The organism is Nocardiopsis kunsanensis DSM 44524 (assembly GCF_000340965.1).
Taxonomy (GTDB): Bacteria; Actinomycetota; Actinomycetes; order Streptosporangiales; family Streptosporangiaceae; genus Nocardiopsis; species Nocardiopsis kunsanensis.
In genome coordinates this window covers 64,702-84,892 of the sequence record NZ_ANAY01000003.1, presented here as the reverse complement: position 1 = coordinate 84,892, position 20,191 = coordinate 64,702, and the positions used below count along the sequence as shown (strand labels likewise).

The window sequence follows — 20,191 nt, the reverse complement described above, 5'->3', positions numbered from 1 at the left end:
GGCACCGGAGTCCGTCGTGGGGGACCCGGTGCCGGTTCGTGTGTGCAGACACGGCTCAGGCGCAACGGCGCCGCACACCTGCCTTCGCGGCCTCATGGGCCCGGCGCAGGAGCGACGTGAGGACCGGACCGGCCCTCACGTCAGGGGCATGGTACTCGCACGGGTCGCCGGCGCTGCTGCGGGCTGGTGCCGAGCTCGCCGGTCTCACGCATCCGGGTCGGTCAGGGCCTCGCGGATGACACGGAACTTCGACTCGGTCTCGGCGAGCTCGGCCTCCGGATCGGACCCGGCGACGATGCCCCCGCCGGCGAACAGGCGCGCGCGGGCGCCCTCCACGCGGGCGCAACGCAGCGCGATACCCCACTCGGCGTTGCCGTCGCCGTCGATCCAGCCGACCGGACCGGCGTAACCGCCCCGGTCCATGCCCTCGGTCCCGGCGATCAGGCGCATCGCCGCCTCGGTGGGTGTGCCCCCGACGGCGGCCGTGGGGTGCAGGGCGGCCACGGCGTCCAGGGCCGAGACCCCCTCGGCGAACCGGGCACCCACGTGCGTGGCCAGGTGCTGGACGTTGGCCAACCGCAGCAGCTCCGGGGCCCGGGGGATGTCCAGCTCCTCGACCAGGGGGCCCAGCGCCACGCGCAGGGAGTCCACTGCCAGGTGGTGTTCCTGGTCGTCCTTGGCCGAGGCCAGCAGGTCCTCGCCCAGGGCACGGTCGTGCTCCTGGTCCTGACCGCGGGGGCGCGTGCCCGCCAGCACCAACGAGGTCATGCGGTCGCCCTCGCGGCGCAGCAGGAGCTCGGGCGTGGCCCCCACCATGCCGTCCACGGAGAAGGTGAAGCAGCTCGGGAACCGGCGGCGCAGCCGTTCCAGGAGCACCCGTACGTCGATGGGGCCCTCGGCCCGGGCCACCGCGTCACGGGCCAGGACCGCCTTCTCCAGCTCCCCGCCGCGGATGTGGGCGATGGTGTCGGAGACCGCTTCCTTCCACTCCCGGGCGGTCAGGGAGCTCTCCTGCCACGTGATGGGGCCGATGGGGCGGATGGGGGAGCGGTGGTGGGGGAGTTCGCGTGGGTGGGTGCAAGGGGTGTCGGTGACGGTGGTCAGCCAGGTGCGCCCGTCCCGGCGTCCCACGAGGACCTGCGGGACCACCAGCGCAGAGCCGTGGGAGGTCGGCGCGAAGGTGAAGGTGCCGAAGGTGACCAGTCCGGTTCCGGGCAGGCCGACCTCGTCGGTGACGGAGGCCCTGGCGACCAGGTCGTCGATCCACCGGGCGGCCTCGGAGAAACGGGTGGTGTCGACGGGGGAGGTGCCCTGGGGTTGCGGGGACAGGTCCAGACGGATCGCCTCGCCCCAGCCCACGACCCCTTCCCCCTCGGAGAGCCAGGCCAATGGTGCCCCGGCGGGCAGGTGGTGCACCAGGCTCTCGGCGCGATCGCGCAGTTCGACGGTACGGACGGCGAGTTTCGGTGGGGTCAGGGCGCAGTTCACGGCACCCGAGTCTAGGACGTCGTTCGGGAGGGTGTGTCCGGTTCGGGCCCTTGCGGGTGCGGCGCCGGACCGACCGGGCGAGGGTTCCGATGCCTTCCTCGGGCGATATTGTCCACATCAAACAGCGATCGTGACGAAATCTTGACGTATTGCTTTAATCTTGGACGCGGTGTGGCGCCGGGGGGACGGCGGCACGCGAACCATCTCTCGGAGGAGACGTTTCCCATGGACTCTGTGGCACGGGCCGTGACCACGCCGCGCGCCGCCACCCGGTGGGGGATCACGGCTGTCGCCGCCACCGTGCTGCTCTCGGCTTGCTCGACCGGACCGGAACAGTCCCAGGACGGCTCCGGCGGCCGGTCCGCTCCCTCGGCCTCCTGCGGGCCCGCCCAGGACAAGCGCGAGATGCGCGGTGCATGGCTGACCACCGTGCGCAACATCGACTGGCCCTCCGAACCGGGCCTGTCCGAGGAGGAACAGAAGCAGGAGCTCGACGCCTGGCTCGACGACGCCGTCGACATGAACCTCAACTCCGTGTTCCTGCACGTGCGTCCCACCGCCGACGCCGTCTACGACTCCGACATGGAGCCCTGGGCCCGCTACCTCACCGGTGAGCAGGGCGGCGATCCGGGGTACGACCCGCTCGCACACGCGGTCGAACAGGCCCACGAGCACGGGTTGGAGATGCACGCCTGGGTCAACCCGTACCGGGTCGGTCTGCTCGACCCCGACCTGGAGAACCTCACCGACGACCACCCGGTCAGCCAGAACCCCGAATGGCTCGTCGAGCACGGCGAGGAGGCCTACGTCGACCCCGGCAACCCCGCGGTCCGCGAGTGGGTCACCGCCGTGATCACGGACATCGTCGAACGTTACGACGTCGACGGCATGCACTTCGACGACTTCTTCTACCCCTACCCGGTCGAGGGTGAGGAGTTCGACGACGACGCCACCTGGCAGGAGTACGGCGGCGGCTTCGACGACCGTGCGGACTGGCGCCGCGACAACGTCGACCAGCTCATGCGCGACGTGCACGACCAGATCCGCGAGAGCAAGCCGTGGGTGAGTTTCGGGGTCTCCCCGTTCGGGATCTGGCGCAACGACTCCACCGACCCCAGCGGATCGCCCAGCGCCGGCCTGCAGTCCTACGACGACCAGTTCGCCGACACCCGGACCTGGATCGAGGAGGGCACCGTCGACTACGTCGCCCCGCAGCTCTACTGGGAACGCGGGTTCGAGGCGGCCGACTACGAGAAGATGAGCGACTGGTGGGCCGAGGAGGTCGAGGGCACCGGCGTCGACCTCTACATCGGCCAGGGCGCCTACCGTCTGGGCGACGACTGGAGCGAGGAGGACGCGCTCAGCACCCAGCTCGACTACTCCGGGGAGAAGGAGCAGGTCGACGGCGACATCTACTTCTCGATCAAGAGCATGCGGGACAACGAGGCCGCCGTCGAGAACCTCCGGGACAGCCACTACGGGCAGCCGGCCCTGCCGCCGCGGGTGGGCCCCGGCGAAGAAGAGCCGCAGGTCGGCGCCGTCCAGGGGGTGGAGGCCGATGTCTCCGACGGCACCGCCGAACTCACCTGGGACGAGAACGGGGACGCCCGCTTCTACGCGGTCTACCGCCTGGGCCCCGACGACGCCGAGGCAGCGGCCGGCGGCGACCCCGAGGAGCAGTGCGCCGCACTCGCCCAGGAGAACCTGGTCGGGCTCACCGGCGGAACCGGGCTGACCGACGACGTCGACGAGGACACCTCCGGCTACGTGGTCACCGCCCTGGACGCCTACCGGGCCGAGGGGCCGGTCGGCGAGGTCGTGGACGTCCGCAGCTGAGGACCGTCCCGGGGACGGGTGCCCCGCCGGGCCGCAGCGGGGCCGCGCCCGTACCACCGGGGCGCGGTCCCGGGCACGGGTCGGATCCTTGTGGCATCCGCCAACAAAAATGGTTCAGATGAGCGCTGATGCTAGGCCGATACCCCTATTTGGTTGGCATGTGCGCCTTGTATGGTCGACCCATGCCGCGATTCCGGATCAGTGAGGCCGCCGAACTACTCGGTGTCAGCGCCGACACCGTGCGCCGCTGGGTCGACTCCGAGCGTCTGCCCGCCGACCGCGACGACAGCGGACGCCGCCTGCTCGAGGGAGCCGACCTGGCCGCCTTCATGAGCGCCGGCTCCGACCAGGACCCGGCCCGCCGGACCTCCTCGGCCCGCAACCGTTTCCGCGGCCTGGTCACGAACGTGGTCCGCGACCGCGTCATGGCCTCCGTGGAGATCCAGGCCGGGCCCCACCGGGTGCTCTCCCTCATGAGCCGCGAGGCCGCCGACGAACTCGGCCTCGAGGTCGGCAGTACCGCCACCGCCGTCGTCAAGTCCACCAACGTCGTCATCGAGAGCACCGGAGACCGCCATGGGTGAAACCGCCCTCCGACCCCCTCGCCCGGCGTTCCTGGCCGCAGTCACGTGCCTGAGCCTGGTCGCGGCCGCCTGTGCCGGGGACGGCGGGCAGGACGCCCCACAGGACCGGGGCGAGTTGTCCGGTGAACTCAACGTCTTCGCCGCCGCCTCCCTGACCGACGTCTTCGAGGACCTGGCCGAGGAGTTCGAGACCCGACACCCCGGTGTCGACGTCGTCCTCAACTTCGCCGGCAGCAGCGAACTGGCCGTGCAGATCAACTCCGGTGCGCCCGCCGACGTCTTCGCCGCCGCCGACACCGTCACGATGGAACGGGTCGTCGACGACCTCGGTCTGGACCCGGACCCGGCCGCCGGGCACCCCGAGGACGGAACCCTGTTCGCCACCAACACCCTCCAGATCGCAGTGCCCCCCGAGAACCCCGCCGGCGTCCAGAACCTCGGCGACCTGTCCGGGGACGGGGTCGACACGGCCTTCTGCGCCCGAGAGGTCCCCTGCGGTGCAGCCGCCACCGCGGCCCTGGAGGAATCCGGCACCGACATCACCCCCGTCACCTACGAGGAGGACGTGCGCGCCGTTCTGACCAAGGTCGAACTCGGCGAGGTCGACGCCGGACTCGTCTACACCACCGACGTCGTCGCCGCCCAGGACCGTGTCGAAGGCATCGGCTTCCCCGAGGCCGGAACGGAGGAGGCCGTCAACGAGTACCCCATCGGTGTGCTCTCCGGCGCACAGGAGCCCGGGGCCGCCCGGGCCTGGGTCGAACTGGTCCTCTCCGGGACCGGCGCCGCCGCCCTCGAAGAAGCAGGGTTCGGTACTCCGTGACCGCCCAGCACCTCACCATCCCGGCCACCCCGAGGCGGAGCCGCCCCCGCCCGGGACGCGCACCCTGGATCCTCCTCCTGCCCGCGCTGGCCGCCGTCGCCTTCCTCGTGCTGCCCTTCGCCGGCCTGTTGGTCAGTGCCCCCTGGCCGGAGATGGGCCAACGCCTGCGTGACCCCGAGGTGCTCGACGCGCTCTGGCTCTCGCTGGTCACAGCCACCGTCGCCACGGTGGTCTCCGTGCTGTTCGGGGTGCCGCTGGCCTGGCTCCTGGCCCGTACCGAGTTCCCCGGCCGCCGGTTCGTCCGCGCGCTGGTGACCGTGCCCCTGGTCATCCCTCCCGTCGTCGGCGGTGTGGCCCTGCTCATCGTCCTGGGACGCAACGGTCTCCTCGGCACCCACCTGGATGCCTGGTTCGGCCTGACCGTCCCCTTCACCACCGCCGCCGTGGTCATGGCGCAGGTGTTCGTGGCGATGCCGTTCCTGGTCATCAGCGTCGAGGGTTCCCTGCGGGGCGCCGACCGCCGCTACGAGGAGGCCGCCGCCACCCTCGGCGCGAACCGCGCCACCGTCTTCACCCGAGTGACCCTGCCGATGGTGCTGCCCGGTATCGGGGCCGGCGCCATCCTGTGCTGGGCCCGGGCCCTGGGCGAGTTCGGGGCCACCATCACCTTCGCCGGGAACTTCCCCGGCAGTACACAGACCATGCCCCTGGCCGTCTACATGGCGATGCAACGCGACCCGGAGGCCGCCATCGTGCTCAGCCTCGTCCTGTTGCTGGTCTCCCTGGCCGTGCTGGTGACCCTGCGCGAGAAGTGGATGAACACGTGATGGGTTCCTTCCTGGACGCCCACCTGCGACTGCGCCGCGGCGACTTCGCCCTCGACGCGCGTCTGAGCGCCGAGCGCGGCGAGATCCTGGCCCTGCTCGGCCCCAACGGGGCAGGAAAGTCCTCGGCCCTGCGCGCACTGGCCGGGTTGGTGCCCCTGGTGGCCGGACACGTGCGGGTGGACGGCCGCGACGAGACCACGACCGCCGTGGAGGGGCGCCCCATCGGCATGGTCTTCCAGGACTACCTGCTGTTCCCGAACATGAGCGCCCTGGACAACGTCGCCTTCGGTCCGCGCTGCCAGGGCGCGGGCAAGGCCGGGGCACGGCGCCGGGCCGAGTCCCTGTTGGAACACATGGGCCTGGCCGAGTACGCCGCCGTCCGCCCGGGCAACCTCTCCGGGGGCCAGGCCCAACGGATCGCGCTGGCCCGGGCCCTGGCCGTGCGGCCGCGTCTGCTGCTGCTCGACGAACCCATGGCGGCCCTGGACGCCAGTACGCGGGTGGAGGTCAGGGCCCGTCTGCGCCACTGGCTGGAGGAGTTCGACGGGGTCACGGTCCTGGTCACCCACGATCCCCTGGACGCCATGGTCCTGGCCGACCGGATCGCGGTGATCGAACACGGCGCGGTGGTGCAGCAGGGCACCCCCGCAGAGGTGGCCCGTCGACCCCGGACCCCTTACGTCGCCCGGCTCGTGGGTCTGAACCTCTTCCGGGGACAGGCGGAGGACACCACGGTCACCCTGGAGACCGAGGGGGACGGGGGAGCGGCGGCGGTACAGCTGCCCGAGCCGGCGTCCGGGCCCGCGCTGGTGGCTTTCCCGCCCCGGTCCGTGGCCCTGTACGCAGAACCGCCCCACGGCAGTCCCCGCAACGTGTGGCGGGTGTGTGTGGACGGCGTGGAGCGCTTCGGCGACCAGGTCCGGGTCCACCTGGCGGGGCCGCCCGACCTCGCCGCCGACGTCAGTCCCGCCGCCGTCGCCGAACTCGGTCTCGTGCGCGGAAAGACGGTCTGGGCCGGGGTCAAGGCAGCCGAGGTCGAGTGTTACGGCGCCTGACCGGCATGTGCGCACGGGCCCGTGGGTTTGGGTGAACCCTACCGGGAAAACCTGACGATAGCGGGATATTCGCGGCGTGGCCTGGGGAGACTCGTAGAACCCCGGAGACGGCGGTCAGTCCCCTTACGGCTGAGGAGGGTGCCATGTCCTTGAGAGAGCATGAACGGCGAATCCTCGCGGAGATCGAACGGCAGCTTGACGAGGAAGCGCCCGATCTCGCGGAACGACTCGACTCTTTTGCGGCCGAGGACCCGGACGAGCCGGCCGAACCAGGTCTGGGCAGCTGGAAACCCTGGGCGGCGTGCGCGGTGATCGCAGCGGTCACCGCGGGTCTTCTGGTCCTGCTGTTCGTGCTGACACCGGGGACCCCGCAACCCGAACCCGCGAGCGAGAACGTGCCCGGCACGGGGGAGAGCGTCCCGGCCGAGGGGCCCGCAGGGGAGAGGATCCCAACACCCGGACCCTGATCCCCTGTCCCGGTCACGGGACAGGGGAGGAAGGGCCGTCCGGAACAGCGACGGACGCCCCCTCGGGTGGGCGTCCCGAGGTACGGCGGAAGGGTCAGCCCGCGCTGCTCCGAGTCCTCTCCTGCCCGGCACCGTCCGGCCCGGCATGGAGGGTGACGTGCTCGTAGGAGACGTTGCCTTGGTCGTCGACGACGCTCTGGACGTAGGTGATGGAGGCCCCGTCCGGCCCGGCGTAGGACTCACTGGTGGCGAAGCCCGACTCGGCCAGAGCGAGGGCGGGAGCTCCCAAGGTGAACCCGGCGGTGACCACGGCCACGGCCAGGGCCCGGCGTGTGTGTCCCATATGTTCCTCTTCTCGGTCCATGTGGTGAAACGGCTACTGAAAGCGGTCGGGCGCGGTGGTGCGTGCACCACCGCGCCCGACACCGGGTGCTCTCCTCAGTGGTGGGTACCACTCACGGTGCCGCCCTGGCCCGCGCCCTCCGGGCCGGCGTAGTTGTAGCCGCCGGCGTAGATGCTGCCGAAGCCGCCGTGGCCGTGGTCACCGTTCTGGTCCTTGCCGCCGTGCCCGAAGTCCGGGCTCTGGGTAGCGGCGACGACGCCCCACTGGTGGGCACCCTTCGGGCCGGCGTGTTCGCCGCCGGTCCCGTAGAAGCTGTCCGCCATCGCCACGGCCGGGCCGCCCAGGGCCAGGGCAGGGGCTGCGACAGCCGCAATGGCGATGCTGGTCAGGGTCTTGCGGTTCATTCCAGGTGTCCTCTCGACACGGGTATGCTCTTCCGGCTCGACCGGCCCGCTCACCCGCGGCGAGAGGACCGTTTCCGAGCCACTCCCCTCATGCCCTTCACCAGCAAGCAGTAACAGTCTGAAATGAATGAATAACTTAAAGTAAAATTATCCGCGCTGTGCTGAACGTTTACCCGACTTGGGGTGGAGCAGGCTTGTGTCGGGAGGAACTTGGGAGTAAGGAGTGCCGCGCCTTCCGTTCGTTTTGTGGCTTATGGCAGTCCATTGGCGAAGCTCTCGGCCAGCGGGCCCGCCACCGAGGAACCGCCGCCGCCGCCATCGACGACCACGGCGAACGCGACGTCGCCCTTGTAACCGACCATCCATGCGTGGCTGGGCAGCTCGTCGTCCTCGTCGGCGTCCTCGGCCGTACCGAACTCGGCCGTACCGGTCTTACCGAAGACCTCACCCTGGAAGTCGAGGCTCTCGGCCGTTCCGTCGGTGACCACCGCACGCATCATCGGCCGGATGGCCTCGGCGTTGGCGATCCGTGTCGGCTCGGGGAGGTCGGCGGGCTCGGGGTCGTTCACCAGGACCGGACGGCGCCAGGAACCGTCGGCGATCGCGGCCGGGAGCGTGGCCATGTGCAGCGGCGAGGTCAGGATCTGACCCTGGCCGATGCCCTGCGCGCCGAGCATCGTGGCACTGTCCACCGCCGGGAAGAGCGGTTCGTGTGTGGTCACCCCGATGTCCAGGGGCTGGTTCATCCCGAACTGCTCGGCGCTGGCCTGCAGCTGCTCGCCGCTGACCCGGTCGCCCAGCTCCGACACGAGAGCGGTGTTGCAGGAGGTCGCGAACGCCTCGGTCACCGATTGCGCGCCGTACTCGGCGTCACCGGCGTTGCGGAAGGGCCAGCCGCCCAGGTCGTACTCCTCGGGACAGTTCATCGTCGCGCCCGTGGACAAGCCGTTGTCGAGCAGCGCGCTGTAACTGACGATCTTGAACGCCGAACCGGGCGGGTACTGGCCCTCGAACGCGCGGTTGAACCCGCCGGGCACGTTCACCGCGGCGAGGACCTCGCCGGAGGAGGGGCGTACCGCCACCATCCCCGCGGGGTCGTCCGCTGCCATGATCGCGCTCGAGGCGATGCTCTGCACGTTCGGGTCGATGCTGGTGGTGATGTCCTCGCCGTCGGAGCCGTCGAGGGTCGCCACGGTGTTCTCCTCGGTGGCCTCCACCGAACCCTCGCCCTGGGCCTCCTCGGCGTCGGCCGTCACGATCGTGGTCGCCGCATCACCGGCCAAGTGCTCCTCGTAGGTCCGCTGCAGACCGTCCACACCGATGGTGTCGCCCACCTCGTAGGCCGGACCGAGCCGCTCGATGTCGTCCTCGTCGGCCTCACCCAGTGAACCCGCGATCATCTGCAGCGAGCCCGAGACCTCCGGGGTGTCCAGCCGGGTCCCGTCGGCGGCCAGGATGTGGCCGCGTTCGCCCCACACCGCGGTGCGTGTCAGGACCTCGCCCTCGCCCAGACCGGGGTAGGCCACCTCGGGCGAGAAGTCGATCCACCACTCGCCGTCCTCGCGTACCAGCGGGAGTTCTCCCTCCCAGCCCCAGTCGTCGGCGTTGGTCAGCGAGACCGTCACCTCGTAGGAGGCGCTGCCCTCACCGCTCTCGACGGAGGGCTGGCCGACGTTGACGTCGATGGAGTCCACACCGAGCCCGGCGTCGATGCCCCCGAGGATCTCGGCGGCGTCGTCACCCCTGGTGGTCTCGGCCAGGGCCTCGTAGTCCTGGGCCTCCCAGCTCGCTGCGAAGGCGGTCGTGGCCTCCTGGGGCTCGGGCATCTGCCACACGTACCAGCCGATGGCGCCTCCGGCCAGGGCGAGCACGAGCACAGCCGATGCGGCACCGATGAGCAGGCCCTTGCGGGACTTGCGGCGGGGGCCGGGGCCCGGGTCCGGGGCTGCGTCGGGGCCGGCGCCGTAGCCGTCGTCCCCGCCGTGACCGCCGTAGCCGTCGCGCCCGCTGTCGTACAGGTACTCGTACTGCTCGGAAGCAGGGGGCCGGACCGGGCCGCCCGGGTAGGGGGTGTCCCCCTGGTGCACGGGCTGGTCCTGGTAGGGGTCGTCCCAGCCCTGGTCCCCGCTGTGGGTGTCGTCCCAGGTGCCCCAACCGTCGTCGTGCGCGGCCCCGTACCGGTACTCCTCGGCGCCGGGGTGGCCGACCGGGCCGAACGCGGCCGTGTCGGGACCGGGCCCCTCGGGGCCGGGGCGGCCCCAGGCATCGCCGTCCTCGCCGTGCGAGGGACCGGGGCTCCAGGACTCGTGGGTCCCGAATTCGGGGGCGGGGGCGCCGCCCCAGGTGTCGGTGGTACCGCGGCCCTCAGGCGCACCGGTGTCCCAGGAGTGACCGGTGCCGGTCGGCTCCGGACCCCGGACGCCGTGGCCACCGGGGCCGAAGCCCCAGATGTCGGCGGCACCGCCGGACGCGTCCAGACCCTCGGACGGTCCCTGGGCATCGGCCGGTCCGCCGGGGGCGCTGCCCGACATCAGGGAACTGCCGAACGCGTGTGTGCCCCAGGTGTCGTGGGTCTCGGACCGCTCGCGCTGTTCGGACGCCGGGGCAGGCCCCGTGCCCCGTGTGCTGCCGGTGTCCGGGTCCCAGGAACCACCGGCCTCGCCCGTGGCGCCTGGGGCCCAGGCGTCCCCGGCTGCGTCCTCGCCGTAGGCGGAAGCTGCACTGTAGGCACCGCTGCCGGCGCTCCAGGTGTCGCTCGTGCCGCTGGTGCCTCCCGCGACGCTGCCGGAGCCGGAAAGGTCCGTGTCCCGGGAAACACCGGATGCGGGGCCCGTCCACGTGTCCCCGGCCTCGGGGGCCGGGATCCAGCCCTCCCCGGGGCCGGGTTCCTCGTGTGCTCCGGAAGGGGTGGAGAGATCGGTGTCCCAGGAGGCATCGCTGTCGCCGGCTCCGCCCGGAGCGCTCTCAGGGACCGTGCCCCACACGTGGGGCGGCTCTTCCCGGCCCTCGCTCGGTCCAGGGGTCTCATCGGAGGCACCGACGGCACCGAACGCGGAGGTACTGGGCTCCTCGTCAGGTACGGGCGCGCCCCACGGGGTTCCGGTGTCCCAGCCGTCCTCGGAGGCTGTGGACCCGGAGGGACTCGCTCCGACGGGAGAACCGCCGCCGGGAACGGGTGTGCCCCACGGGGTTTCGAGGCCGCTCCCGGCCTCGGCGGCAGATCCGCTGCGGAAGGGGTTGTCCCAGGCTTCCGCGGTGAGGCCCTCCCCCTGCGGAGCGGGGTGCCCGTAACTGAAACCACCCGTTTCCCCGGGTTCGTTCTCCGGCGGCCGCTGAGGGATCCGGTACGGGTTCGATGGGCGCGACTCAGCACCCGTGTCCGCGGAGTCCTCGGGCGGCTCGGAGGAATCCGGCTGTCGGGGGTGCCGTTCGTCCACGCCTGACCGTCCTTCGTTCAGTGCTCCTCGATAACCACAGCGCCCCGCTCCCACCGAAGGCGGGAGCGGGGCACCAGGTTGATGGCCGACGTGGCGGTCGCCTCTCGGCGCAGGGCACAACGGGGCTCCGGACCGTACGGTCACCCTCCCGGGAGGAGGGGCCGGACGCGGTATTCCGCGAAGGCAATAGTTGAGGCCCGGGGGACACTTGCTACCACGCCGACCAACAGCGACTCTAACCCATGTGGGCCACCCGTTGTTCCGGCATGTACAAGTGAGCCGAATGCACTATGTCACCGCCCCGGAGGAGGCGAAGGGCCGGTCCCGTAGAGGGGCACGGGACCGGCCGGGGAGCCCGTTCAGGGCTGGTTCGGTCGGGGCACCGGGGCGCCCGGAGCCCTAGGACTGCAGGGCGGCCCCGGTCAGTTCGTCGCGGGTGAGCATCTTGAGCCGCTTGCGGCCGCGCTCGGCACCGAGCTCCTCCTCGCGGGCCTCGATGCGCTGCCAGCCCTCCCACGTGGTGTACTCCACGCCACGCTCACGCAGCAGGTCGCGGAAGGACTCCGGCTCCGGTTCCGGGGCCGGGGTCAGGGACTCGCGGTCGGCGACCAGGTTGGTGACGGTCTCCAGGGCATCGCCCTTGGTGTGGCCGATCAGGCCCACGGGACCGCGCTTGATCCACCCGGTGGCGTAGACCCCCTCGATCGGCTGATCGTCCAGGTCCAGGACCCGTCCCGCCTCGTTGGGGACCACGCCTCGGGACTCGTCGAAGGGCAGCCCGGCCAGCGGGGAGCCGAGGTAGCCGATGGCGCGGTAGACCGCCTGGACCTCGTGGTCGATGAACTCCCCGGTCCCCTTGACGCTGCCGTCGCCGGTCAGTTCGGTGCGTTCGGTGCGCAGACCGGTCACGCGGTCCTCTCCGAGGATCTCCACGGGGCTGTGCAGGAAGTGCAGGTGCAGGCGCTTGGCCTCACCGCGCTCGTCGCGGAGCGCCCAGTCCTGCAGCACCTTGACGTTGGTCTTGACCTGGTTGGAGTCATCGCAGGCCTGCAGGCTGCCCTCGTCCAGGTCGAAGTCCTCGGGGTAGACCACGACCTCGACGCCGGGCTGCTTGTCGAGCTCGCGCAGCTCCATCGGGGTGGCCTTGCACTGGGCGATGCCGCGGCGTGCGAACACGTGCACGTCGGTGACCTGCTTGGCGCGCAGTCCCTCGTAGACGTTGTCGGTGATGTCGGTCTGCAGCAGGTCGTCCGCGTCCTTGGCCAGGATGCGGGCCACGTCGACGGCGACGTTGCCGGCGCCGATCACGGCAACACTGGTGCCCTGTACGTGCCAGGACGGGGAGACGTCGGGGTGGGAGTCGTACCAGAAGACGAACTCGGAGGCGCCGTGGCTGCCGGGCAGGTCGACGCCGGGCACGTCCAGGGGCCGGTCCCGGTCGCTGCCGGTGGCGAAAACGACCGCGTCGTAGTGGCGGTGCAGGTCCTCGAGCTTGAGGTCCACGCCGTACTCGACGTTGCCGTAGAAGGTGATCTGGGATTTGTCGAGGATCTTGTGCAGTGCCCCTTGGATCTGCTTGATCCTCGGGTGGTCGGGTGCGACGCCGTAACGGACCAGGCCGTAGGGCGAGGGCATCTTGTCGAGGATGTCGATGCTGACGGACGTGCCGCACGCGGACAGGGTCTCGTCCTTGGTGAGCAGGTCGGCGGCGTAGATACCGGCCGGTCCCGCGCCAACGATTCCCACTCGCAGGGGTCGCGTCATCGTACAGCTCCAAAGTCTTCGCGCCAGAGTCGGACGCCATCGAAAGGTAAGGCTTGCCTAATCTATCCGATACCACACGCCGGTAGCCCTACTCCAAGGGTGGGAAATTGCGTTCCTGCGCGGAGGCCCTCCCGGGGAAGGCCGTTCCCGTATCGGAGGCAGAGCCCTGCTCGCCGCGGGTTCGCGCCCGATCGGGGCGCGACGGCGGAGGGTCCCACCACGGTTCAACACACGGTCAGCGCGTGGTCAGCCCGCCCACAACTGTGGGGAAAGTCACTTGCTCCCGCCCTCGAGTTCGGCCTTGACCGAGGCGGCGAAGCGCGGGACCTGCTCCTGCCCGGAGAGCTTGGCGATCGCCGCCATGATCGCGTCGGTGGCCTCCCGCCGGGGGCGCGCCCGGTGTGCCTGCCCCGACCAGGGCGACAGGTCCACGGGTGGGCCGAAGCGCACACCGACCCGGTTGAACGAGGGAACCTTGCGCCCGGGCGGCAGGATCCGCTCCGTGCCGGACAGTGCCAGGGGAATCACGGGGGCGCCCGTGGTCAGTGCCAACCACGCGAGGCCGGTCTGGCCCTTGTGCAGGCGCCCGTCCGGTGAACGGGTGCCCTCCGGGAAGATCCCGAAGACCTCGCCGCCGTTGATGACCTCCACGCTGTTGTCCATCGCCTCCTGGGCGCTCTGGCCCGGGCGGCGGTCCACCGAGAGCGGTCCGAGGGCACGCAACACACGGGCGAGCGCCTTGCGGGGGAGGGAGCTCTCGTCGAACAACTCCTGCTTGGCGATGAAACGCACAGGACGGGGGCAGGCCGTGCCGATGAAGAGCGGGTCGATCAGAGCCAGGTGGTTGGATGCCAGGATCACCGGCCCGTCCGAGGGCACGTGGTGCACGCCCTCCACCCGCTGGGGCCATGCGGCCCGGCTCAGGGGGGCGACGACGAACTTGGCCGCTCCGTACAGTGACACGATGGGCCCGACCCTTCTTGCTCTTGTGGTGGAAGGCAAGGCCGGGAACCGTCACCGGCCGTTGCAGAGCCTATCGTTGCGCGCCCAGCGCCCGGAGACGAAGGTCCGCCGAATCGATGTGCTCAAGACCTCCCGTGGCGAAGGGCGCACCCGTAGGGTGGTCTAGACCTTTGGTCCGCGCTCGTGAAACGGGGAAGACAGCCATGCCCACACTCGTCGACGTCAGCCACCAGATCACCGACGGGATGACCACCAGCCCCGGACTGCCCGCCCCCACTGTGGAGGAGGGTGCGGCCGGGAGCGACCCCGTCTCCGGCGCGGGCGGTACCGGCGGCCGTGTCGGCCTCGCCGGAGCCACCGGAACCTACGTCGAGATGCCCGCCCACCGTTACCGCGACGGAGCCGACCTGGCCGACCTCGACCTCGAACGCGTGGCCGACCTGCCCGGGCTCGTCGTGGACGCCACCGAACGGAACCCGATCGACACCCGCCTCCTGCGGGAGCTGGACGTGCACGGCCGCGCGGTCCTGCTGCGCACCGGATGGGACCGCTACTGGCGGACCGACGGATACAACGACCCCGATCACCCCTATCTGGAGGAGGCGGCCGCCAAGTTCCTGGTCGAGGGCGGCGCAGCCCTCGTGGGTGTCGACGCCGTCGGTGTGGACCGCACCGCTCCCGCCGCAGAGGGGGCCCGGCCCGCTCTGGGGACCCTGCTCTCGGCAGGTGTGCCGGTCGTGCGCCACCTGTGCCTGCTCGACCAGCTGCCCGCCGAGGGGTTCCGCTTCCATGCGGTGCCGGCCAAGGTCCGCGGTATGGCGGCCTTCCCGGTGCGCGCCTTCGCCGTCGTCGGATGAGGCCCGCACCCGCCCCGAGCGGCGGGTGCGCCCTCACAGGTCAGCGTCGACATCCTTCTGGGCGCGGCGCCGTTCGCGTTGGGCCCGGCGTGCGGCCTCCTTCTGCGCGGCCCGCTCGTCCTGAGCCACGGCCGTGGTCATCGAACTGGAGAGCGCCCGCAGCTCCATGTTGATGCGGGGGTAGGCGGGTAGGCGCGGCAGCGCCCCCATCCGGGGGGTGCGCCGTTCCTCCATGGAGGAGATCAGCTCTCTGAAGGCCAGGTCCACCCGTTGCAGCGTGATCGTGCCGACCGGCTCGGGGCTCTCCAACTGCAGGGCCGACAGCGCCAGGTAGCCGGTGCGTTGAGTGGCCACCACCACCGGCCACAACGGCCGGGTGGCACGGGCCCGGGGCAGGTCGCCCACGGCGCTGTTGTAGACACCGCGCAGACTCACCAGTGCCGCCCGCATGTCCCGGCGCAGTTCGTAGCGGCGCTGCGGGGACATGTGCACGTCCTGGTCGAGCATCTCCACCACGCACGGGCGCGCGGTCTCCAGTACCTTGATGATCGTCTGCGGCAGCCGTGTGGCCGCGGTGCGCCGCCACAACAACAGCGCCCCCGCCAGACCCAGGAGGGAACCCACCACGGTGTCGACGATGCGCGACTGGGCGAGTTGTTCGATGGGGTAGGGCATCGCCGTGTAGGACAGCAGCAGCGCCATCGGGGTCAGCGTGACCGACCCGTAGAAGAAATTGCGCCCCACCACCAGCTGGGTCAGTCCTTGGAAGAGGCCCGCCAGGACCACGACCGCGGCCAGTGGAAGGTCCTGGGTGAGCAGGAGCGCGCCGAAGAGCACGCCCAGCATCGTGCCGAGCGAGCGCTGCAACGACCGGTTCAGGGTCAGTACGACGTTTCCGCCCTGCAGGACCGAGGTGGTGGTCAGCGCGACCCAGTAGTAGTGGTCCAGGCCGATCCACAGGCCCAGCACACCCGCCAGGGTCACGGTGATCCACATGCGCAGCGCGGTCGGCAGGATCAGCGACTGCCCCGTCAGGCTGGACCGCAACGCCCCCCACAGGGCCGGATAACGCTCGTCGTGCAGGCGGCTGCCGCGCTCGTCCTCCCGGTCGGCCTCGTCGGGGGTGCGTCGGGCCGCCACCGCTGCGCGGCCCAGAAGGTTGTAGACCCTGGCCTCCAGGGAACGGGGACGCAGACCGCGCCGCAGTTCGTCCAGTTCGTCCGGGTCGGGGGCCAGTGAGGGTTCGGCCACGGCTGCGGCCATGCGGTCGGCGAAGCCGACTGCCGCGTCCGGCAACGGCTCGTTGCGGGCCATGCACACCTGCGTGGCTGCCAGGTGGATGTCGGAGACCCAACGCAGCAGCGACCGCAGCCGGGCCGCCTCGGGTGTGCCCCGGTAGCCGCGGGTCTGGGCCAGCAGGACGATCCGCCAGGCCTCGGCCACCGCGACCGAGGCCTGGTGCTGAGCGTGGTCCAGGTCGGGCGAACCCACCGCCCGCAGGAGCGCGCCCAGCTGGCGGAAGGCCTCCGAGACCGCCTGGTACTCGGGATGCCGGGCCCGCACGGCCCCCGTCATCGACACGCACCAGCCCACGGCCGCGCCCAGGGTGGCCACCCCGGCGTGCAGGGGCACGTCGGCCGGCCCGCCCGGGACGATCGTGGAAATGGTGCTCACCAGGACGAAGAAGATCGGTCCCGGTTTGTCCACCCGCCAGGCGGCACACAACCACGTCGCCAGACCCGCGGTCAGCCCGATGGCCAAGACCGCGGCCCACGGGGAGAAGGCCGAGGCCAGCGATCCGAAGGTCACAGCGGCCACGAACCCGAGCCCCACCAGGGCCAGCGCGGCCGACCGGTAGGCGTAGGGGGTGTTCCGCTCGTACAGGACACTCATCGAACCCAGGGCCGCGAGGGTGGCCAGACGGGGATCGATCAGCGTCGCGACCAGGCTGAAGGAGACGATCATCGCGACGGCGGCCCGCACAGCGGTGGCCCACGCCCAGGGGGTCCCGGGCTCCAGCCCGAAGAGCGCCTTCAGGTCGACCCTGTGCCGGGGACGCTCGGCCACTTCCACACGTCGGGGGCCCTCCTCCCGGGAACCCCCCAGATCCATGGCGCCGGTATTGCCAGTGGTTCCCAGATCTCGCACGGTCTCCATCCTAGGGATCGGCTCCTGCGGGGGGTGCTCGGTGCTCATCGCTCCTGATCGTCGGTGTTCTCGTCGGCATGCGTACGCGCGTGGCCGAGCTCGGCCTCGGCCCGTTCGGCGCGTTCCACGGCACGGTCGCGCTCCTGCCGGACGAGCGACAACCGGGCCGCTGCCGCCTCCCGGGACTCGGACAGTGTGATCTCGGCGCTGTGGCGCTGTTTGTCGAGCTCCCCGGCCAGCCGGTCGCGCTCGCCGGTGAGCCGGCCGACCTCGGCCATGAGCCGCTCACGTTCGGCCGCGGCTGCTGCGGCCTCACTCTCGTGCCGGTCGCGGGCGCGCTCGAGCTCGGTGCCCAAGCGCGTGCGCTCCTCGGCCAGGGTCCGTTCGGCGGCACGCGCGTTCTCCTCGGCACGTTCGCTCCGGTCCCGGGCCTGCTGCTCGGACCGTTCGGCCTCGTCGGCGCGAAGGACGTGCTCGTCGTGCTCACGACGCAGCTGGGCGATCTCGTCGCGTGCCAGGGCCGCGCGGCGTTCGGACTCGGAACGCTCGTGTGCCAGCTCGGCCCGGGCGCGTTCGCTCTGCTCGGCCAGGCGCCGTTCTGCGGCGGCCAGACCCGCGTTGGCCTCGGCCACGGCCGCGTCGCGTTCGGCCACGGCCCGCTGGTGTTCCCGGGCGTACCGGTCGCGTTCGGACTCGGCACCGTCACGGCGGTCGACGGCCTCCTGTGCGATGCGTTCGGCCTCCTGGGTGGCCTCGACCGCGGCAGCAGCTGCCTTCTCGGCTCTGCGCCGGGCCGTTTCGGCCTCCCTGCGCCGGTTCTCGGCCTCCAGGCGGGCGGCATCGGCCTCGGCGACCCGCCGGGCGCCCTCGACCCGGGCCGACTCGACCTGGGCCTCGGCTGCGCCGGGATCGGTCATGGTGGCGAACGCCTCGGTGGCACCACGCAGGGTGGCCTCCAGCTGTTCGCTCTGGACCGCGAAACGGGTGAGCAGGTCGTCGGCGCGCAACCGTGCCGCAGTGACCGGTTCCCCCTGACCGCCGGGGTGGGCGGGCGGGTCCGGTTCGTCGGCGTCCTCCCCGGTGTGTTCGGCGCTCGCGCGCTCGGCCTCCTGGGCCAGGCGTTGGCGTTCCTTCCAGGCGCGCCACCGGGTGTGCTCGGGCAGGTCACAGTACTGGGGCGGGCGCCCGGGGGAGGAGGGCCGCGGGACGGGGCGGTCGCATCCGGGGAAAGTGCAGGTGTTGGAGTCGGAGGAGGCCACGGGCCAGAGGGTAGCGCCTCACCGCTTCGGTGTGCCCGGGTGTGTCGGCGCAGATGCGCACGCCGGAGCCCCCGTCCCCGCAGGGCCGGGGGCTCGCCCAGCCGTTGTCGCCGGTCCGGCTGTGTGCCGGCTCAGTCGTGGGCGCCGAACCCGTTCACGCGGCAGACCATGGTGGTCGTGAGGGGCTGGAAACCCTCCTCCTGGAGGAAGTCGATGTCCTCGGAAGCGGAGGCCAGCGTCGAGAACTCGATGTCGCGGATGTTCGAGGCGCTGAGCTGGCTCCGCAGCTCCTCCAGGAGCTTGGAACCCACCCCGGTGCCGGTGTACTCCGGGTCGATGGCGAAGGTCTGGACGATGGCCACCCGGTCGCCGCGGTCCCAGCTGCCGAGGGCGTTGTCGCGGACGGTCACCATCGCGTAACCGGCCAGGTCGCCCTCGTACTCGGCGAGGACGGCCATGGTGTCGGGGTCGCGCAGCCACTGCAGGTACTGGGCGCGGCGCCGCCGCCAGGACTCGTCCAGGCTCATCGCGCCGATGGTCTCCTGCAGGTGCGGAGCGGTCACAGTGTGCCGCTGGTGGAGCGCACCCCACAGGTCCGCGAGTTCTTCCACCTCGTGAGCGCCCAAGTACCGGAAACCGAGGACACCCAGGTCGGACGGCCGAGGTTTGGTCATCAGCGAAGTTTGCATTTTCTTCTCACCCGTTCCAGCAGCGTGAGGTGGTGGCCACCGAGGTTCGATTCCCCGAGGCTCGGTGGTTGAGCTGTGACTCTTACTGTACGTGTGGGCCTGCGCCTACACGGGTGCCGTGTGAGGAAACTCAGGAAAGAGATCCCTGGAGAGAAAGAATGTCGATCCTTCTCTCTGGCTGGTGGAGGCGTCGGCGGCCGGAGGGTGCGTGCGGTGTGACCTGATGTGATCAAGTGTGCACCGGATCACGCCCGAAAACCACTCAACACGACTGAAACCACGCTGAAGGTCGGATGTTTTGTCCTAAGTTGGAGGGCATGATCGACCTTCGGCGGTTGCAGCTCCTCCAAGCCCTCGACCAACACCGCACCGTTGCGGGCACGGCAGAGGCACTCCACGTCACACCGTCGGCCGTCTCCCAGCAGCTCGCCTCCCTCGCAAAGGAGTCCGGCGTCGCCCTCGTCGAACGCCATGACCGCCGCTTTTTGCTCACCGGAGCAGGACGGGTCCTGCTGGAGCGGGCCCACGTCATCTTCGCCGAGATGGAACGAGCCACCGCCGACCTGCACGCCTACTCCGCCGGCGACCGCGGTGTCGTACGGGTGGGTGCCTTCTCCACCGGCATCAGCGACCTGATCGCCCCCGCTCTGGCGCACCTGCGCGAGAGTCACCCCAAGTGGAGTTTCGAGGTCGTACAGGCCGAGCCCGAGGCGAGTACCGAGATGGTGCGCACAGGACGCCTCGACGTCGCCCTCACCATGTCCACCTCGCACATGCCGCCGGCCGGGGACCCCGAGTTCCACACCGAGTCGGTCATGGTGGAGCTCTTCGACGCGATCCTGCCCTACCAGCACCCCCTGGCCGCCCGCACCCACCTGCACCTGTCCGACGACCTGGCGGGGGAGGACTGGATCATGTCCGCGCCCGGCACCGCCTGGTACTCCTGTGTCACCGGCGCGACCAACCAGGCCGGGTTCCAGCCGCGTGTGGTCCACACCGTCGACGACTTCAGCGCCGTCTTCGCCCTCGTGCGCTCGGGCCTGGGCATCGCCCTCATGCCCCGCTTGGCCTGGACCGGCCACAACCCCCCGAACGTGGTCGTGCGAGGGGTGCGCGAGACCGCCCGCCGTCACATCGTCGCCCTCACCCGCGCCGGCGCCAGCGCCGAACCCCTGCTCACCGCTGTGCGCGAGGCAGCCAGCAAGGTCCCCGTGCCCTCCGTCGGCCCCTTCGCCGTCGCCGGCTGA

At 71.1% G+C, this 20,191-nt stretch carries 17 protein-coding genes; 8 read left to right on the top strand and 9 right to left on the bottom strand.

Annotation, left to right across the window (positions count from 1 at the left end):
* Positions 1 to 204: 204 nt before the first annotated feature.
* On the bottom strand, positions 205 to 1,488 hold the full coding sequence (locus tag D456_RS0103040) for an isochorismate synthase (protein ID WP_017574678.1): 1,284 nt from the start codon (positions 1,486 to 1,488) through the stop codon (positions 205 to 207).
* A 225-nt stretch (positions 1,489 to 1,713) separates the two neighbouring features.
* On the opposite strand from D456_RS0103040, the gene D456_RS0103035 reads away from it, so the two are divergent.
* The 6 genes from D456_RS0103035 (at position 1,714) to D456_RS0103010 (ending at position 7,080) form a co-directional block, all read left to right on the top strand.
* On the top strand, positions 1,714 to 3,324 hold the full coding sequence (locus D456_RS0103035; protein WP_017574677.1) for a glycoside hydrolase family 10 protein: 1,611 nt from the start codon (positions 1,714 to 1,716) through the stop codon (positions 3,322 to 3,324).
* Between the two features lie 182 nt (positions 3,325 to 3,506).
* Positions 3,507 to 3,908: a TOBE domain-containing protein gene (locus tag D456_RS0103030; RefSeq protein WP_017574676.1), complete on the top strand. Its 402-nt coding sequence runs from the start codon at positions 3,507 to 3,509 to the stop codon at positions 3,906 to 3,908.
* Complete coding sequence (gene modA, locus D456_RS0103025) at positions 3,901 to 4,731, top strand: molybdate ABC transporter substrate-binding protein (RefSeq protein ID WP_017574675.1); 831 nt, start codon at positions 3,901 to 3,903, stop codon at positions 4,729 to 4,731. Before D456_RS0103030 ends, modA begins: the two co-directional genes overlap by 8 nt.
* On the top strand, positions 4,728 to 5,558 hold the full coding sequence (locus D456_RS0103020; RefSeq protein ID WP_017574674.1) for an ABC transporter permease: 831 nt from the start codon (positions 4,728 to 4,730) through the stop codon (positions 5,556 to 5,558). The genes modA and D456_RS0103020 overlap by 4 nt, the downstream gene beginning before the upstream one ends.
* Complete coding sequence (locus D456_RS0103015; RefSeq protein ID WP_017574673.1) at positions 5,558 to 6,613, top strand: ABC transporter ATP-binding protein; 1,056 nt, start codon at positions 5,558 to 5,560, stop codon at positions 6,611 to 6,613. The genes D456_RS0103020 and D456_RS0103015 overlap by 1 nt, the downstream gene beginning before the upstream one ends.
* A 143-nt stretch (positions 6,614 to 6,756) precedes the next feature.
* The gene (locus tag D456_RS0103010) at positions 6,757 to 7,080 is read left to right on the top strand and encodes a DUF3040 domain-containing protein (RefSeq protein WP_017574672.1); all 324 of its coding nucleotides are present in this window, start codon (positions 6,757 to 6,759) and stop codon (positions 7,078 to 7,080) included.
* Positions 7,081 to 7,174: 94 nt separating this feature from the next.
* On the opposite strand, the gene D456_RS0103005 is transcribed toward D456_RS0103010, so the two are convergent.
* From D456_RS0103005 to D456_RS0102985, 5 genes are all read right to left on the bottom strand, one after another.
* Positions 7,175 to 7,423: a hypothetical protein gene (locus D456_RS0103005; protein ID WP_017574671.1), complete on the bottom strand. Its 249-nt coding sequence runs from the start codon at positions 7,421 to 7,423 to the stop codon at positions 7,175 to 7,177.
* Positions 7,424 to 7,518: 95 nt separating this feature from the next.
* Entirely contained in the window at positions 7,519 to 7,827 is a 309-nt protein-coding gene (locus tag D456_RS0103000) for a hypothetical protein (RefSeq protein ID WP_017574670.1), read from the bottom strand.
* Positions 7,828 to 8,078: 251 nt separating this feature from the next.
* Positions 8,079 to 11,264, bottom strand: a complete 3,186-nt coding sequence (locus D456_RS27400) for a penicillin-binding transpeptidase domain-containing protein (protein ID WP_017574669.1) — start codon at positions 11,262 to 11,264, stop codon at positions 8,079 to 8,081.
* A 399-nt stretch (positions 11,265 to 11,663) separates the two neighbouring features.
* Positions 11,664 to 13,010 carry an FAD-dependent oxidoreductase gene (locus tag D456_RS0102990; RefSeq protein ID WP_017574668.1) on the bottom strand — a complete coding sequence of 449 codons (1,347 nt, stop codon included), beginning with the start codon at positions 13,008 to 13,010 and terminating at the stop codon, positions 11,664 to 11,666.
* A gap of 291 nt (positions 13,011 to 13,301) precedes the next feature.
* A complete protein-coding gene (locus D456_RS0102985; protein ID WP_017574667.1) occupies positions 13,302 to 13,991 on the bottom strand; it encodes a lysophospholipid acyltransferase family protein in 690 nt (229 codons plus the stop codon).
* 203 nt (positions 13,992 to 14,194) lie between these two features.
* Here D456_RS0102985 and D456_RS0102980 point away from each other — a divergent pair, with 203 nt between their 5' ends.
* Positions 14,195 to 14,848: a cyclase family protein gene (locus D456_RS0102980; protein WP_017574666.1), complete on the top strand. Its 654-nt coding sequence runs from the start codon at positions 14,195 to 14,197 to the stop codon at positions 14,846 to 14,848.
* Between the two features lie 33 nt (positions 14,849 to 14,881).
* Here the strand turns inward: D456_RS0102980 and D456_RS0102975 are convergent, their stop codons facing one another.
* The 3 genes from D456_RS0102975 to D456_RS0102965 form a co-directional block, all read right to left on the bottom strand.
* Positions 14,882 to 17,005, bottom strand: a complete 2,124-nt coding sequence (locus D456_RS0102975; protein WP_017574665.1) for an FUSC family protein — start codon at positions 17,003 to 17,005, stop codon at positions 14,882 to 14,884.
* A 35-nt stretch (positions 17,006 to 17,040) separates the two neighbouring features.
* A complete protein-coding gene (locus tag D456_RS0102970; protein WP_017574664.1) occupies positions 17,041 to 18,255 on the bottom strand; it encodes a coiled-coil domain-containing protein in 1,215 nt (404 codons plus the stop codon).
* 131 nt (positions 18,256 to 18,386) lie between these two features.
* Positions 18,387 to 18,929, bottom strand: coding sequence for a GNAT family N-acetyltransferase (locus D456_RS0102965; protein WP_017574663.1), 543 nt, complete (start codon positions 18,927 to 18,929; stop codon positions 18,387 to 18,389).
* A gap of 332 nt (positions 18,930 to 19,261) precedes the next feature.
* Here D456_RS0102965 and D456_RS0102960 point away from each other — a divergent pair, with 332 nt between their 5' ends.
* Entirely contained in the window at positions 19,262 to 20,191 is a 930-nt protein-coding gene (locus D456_RS0102960; protein ID WP_017574662.1) for a LysR family transcriptional regulator, read from the top strand.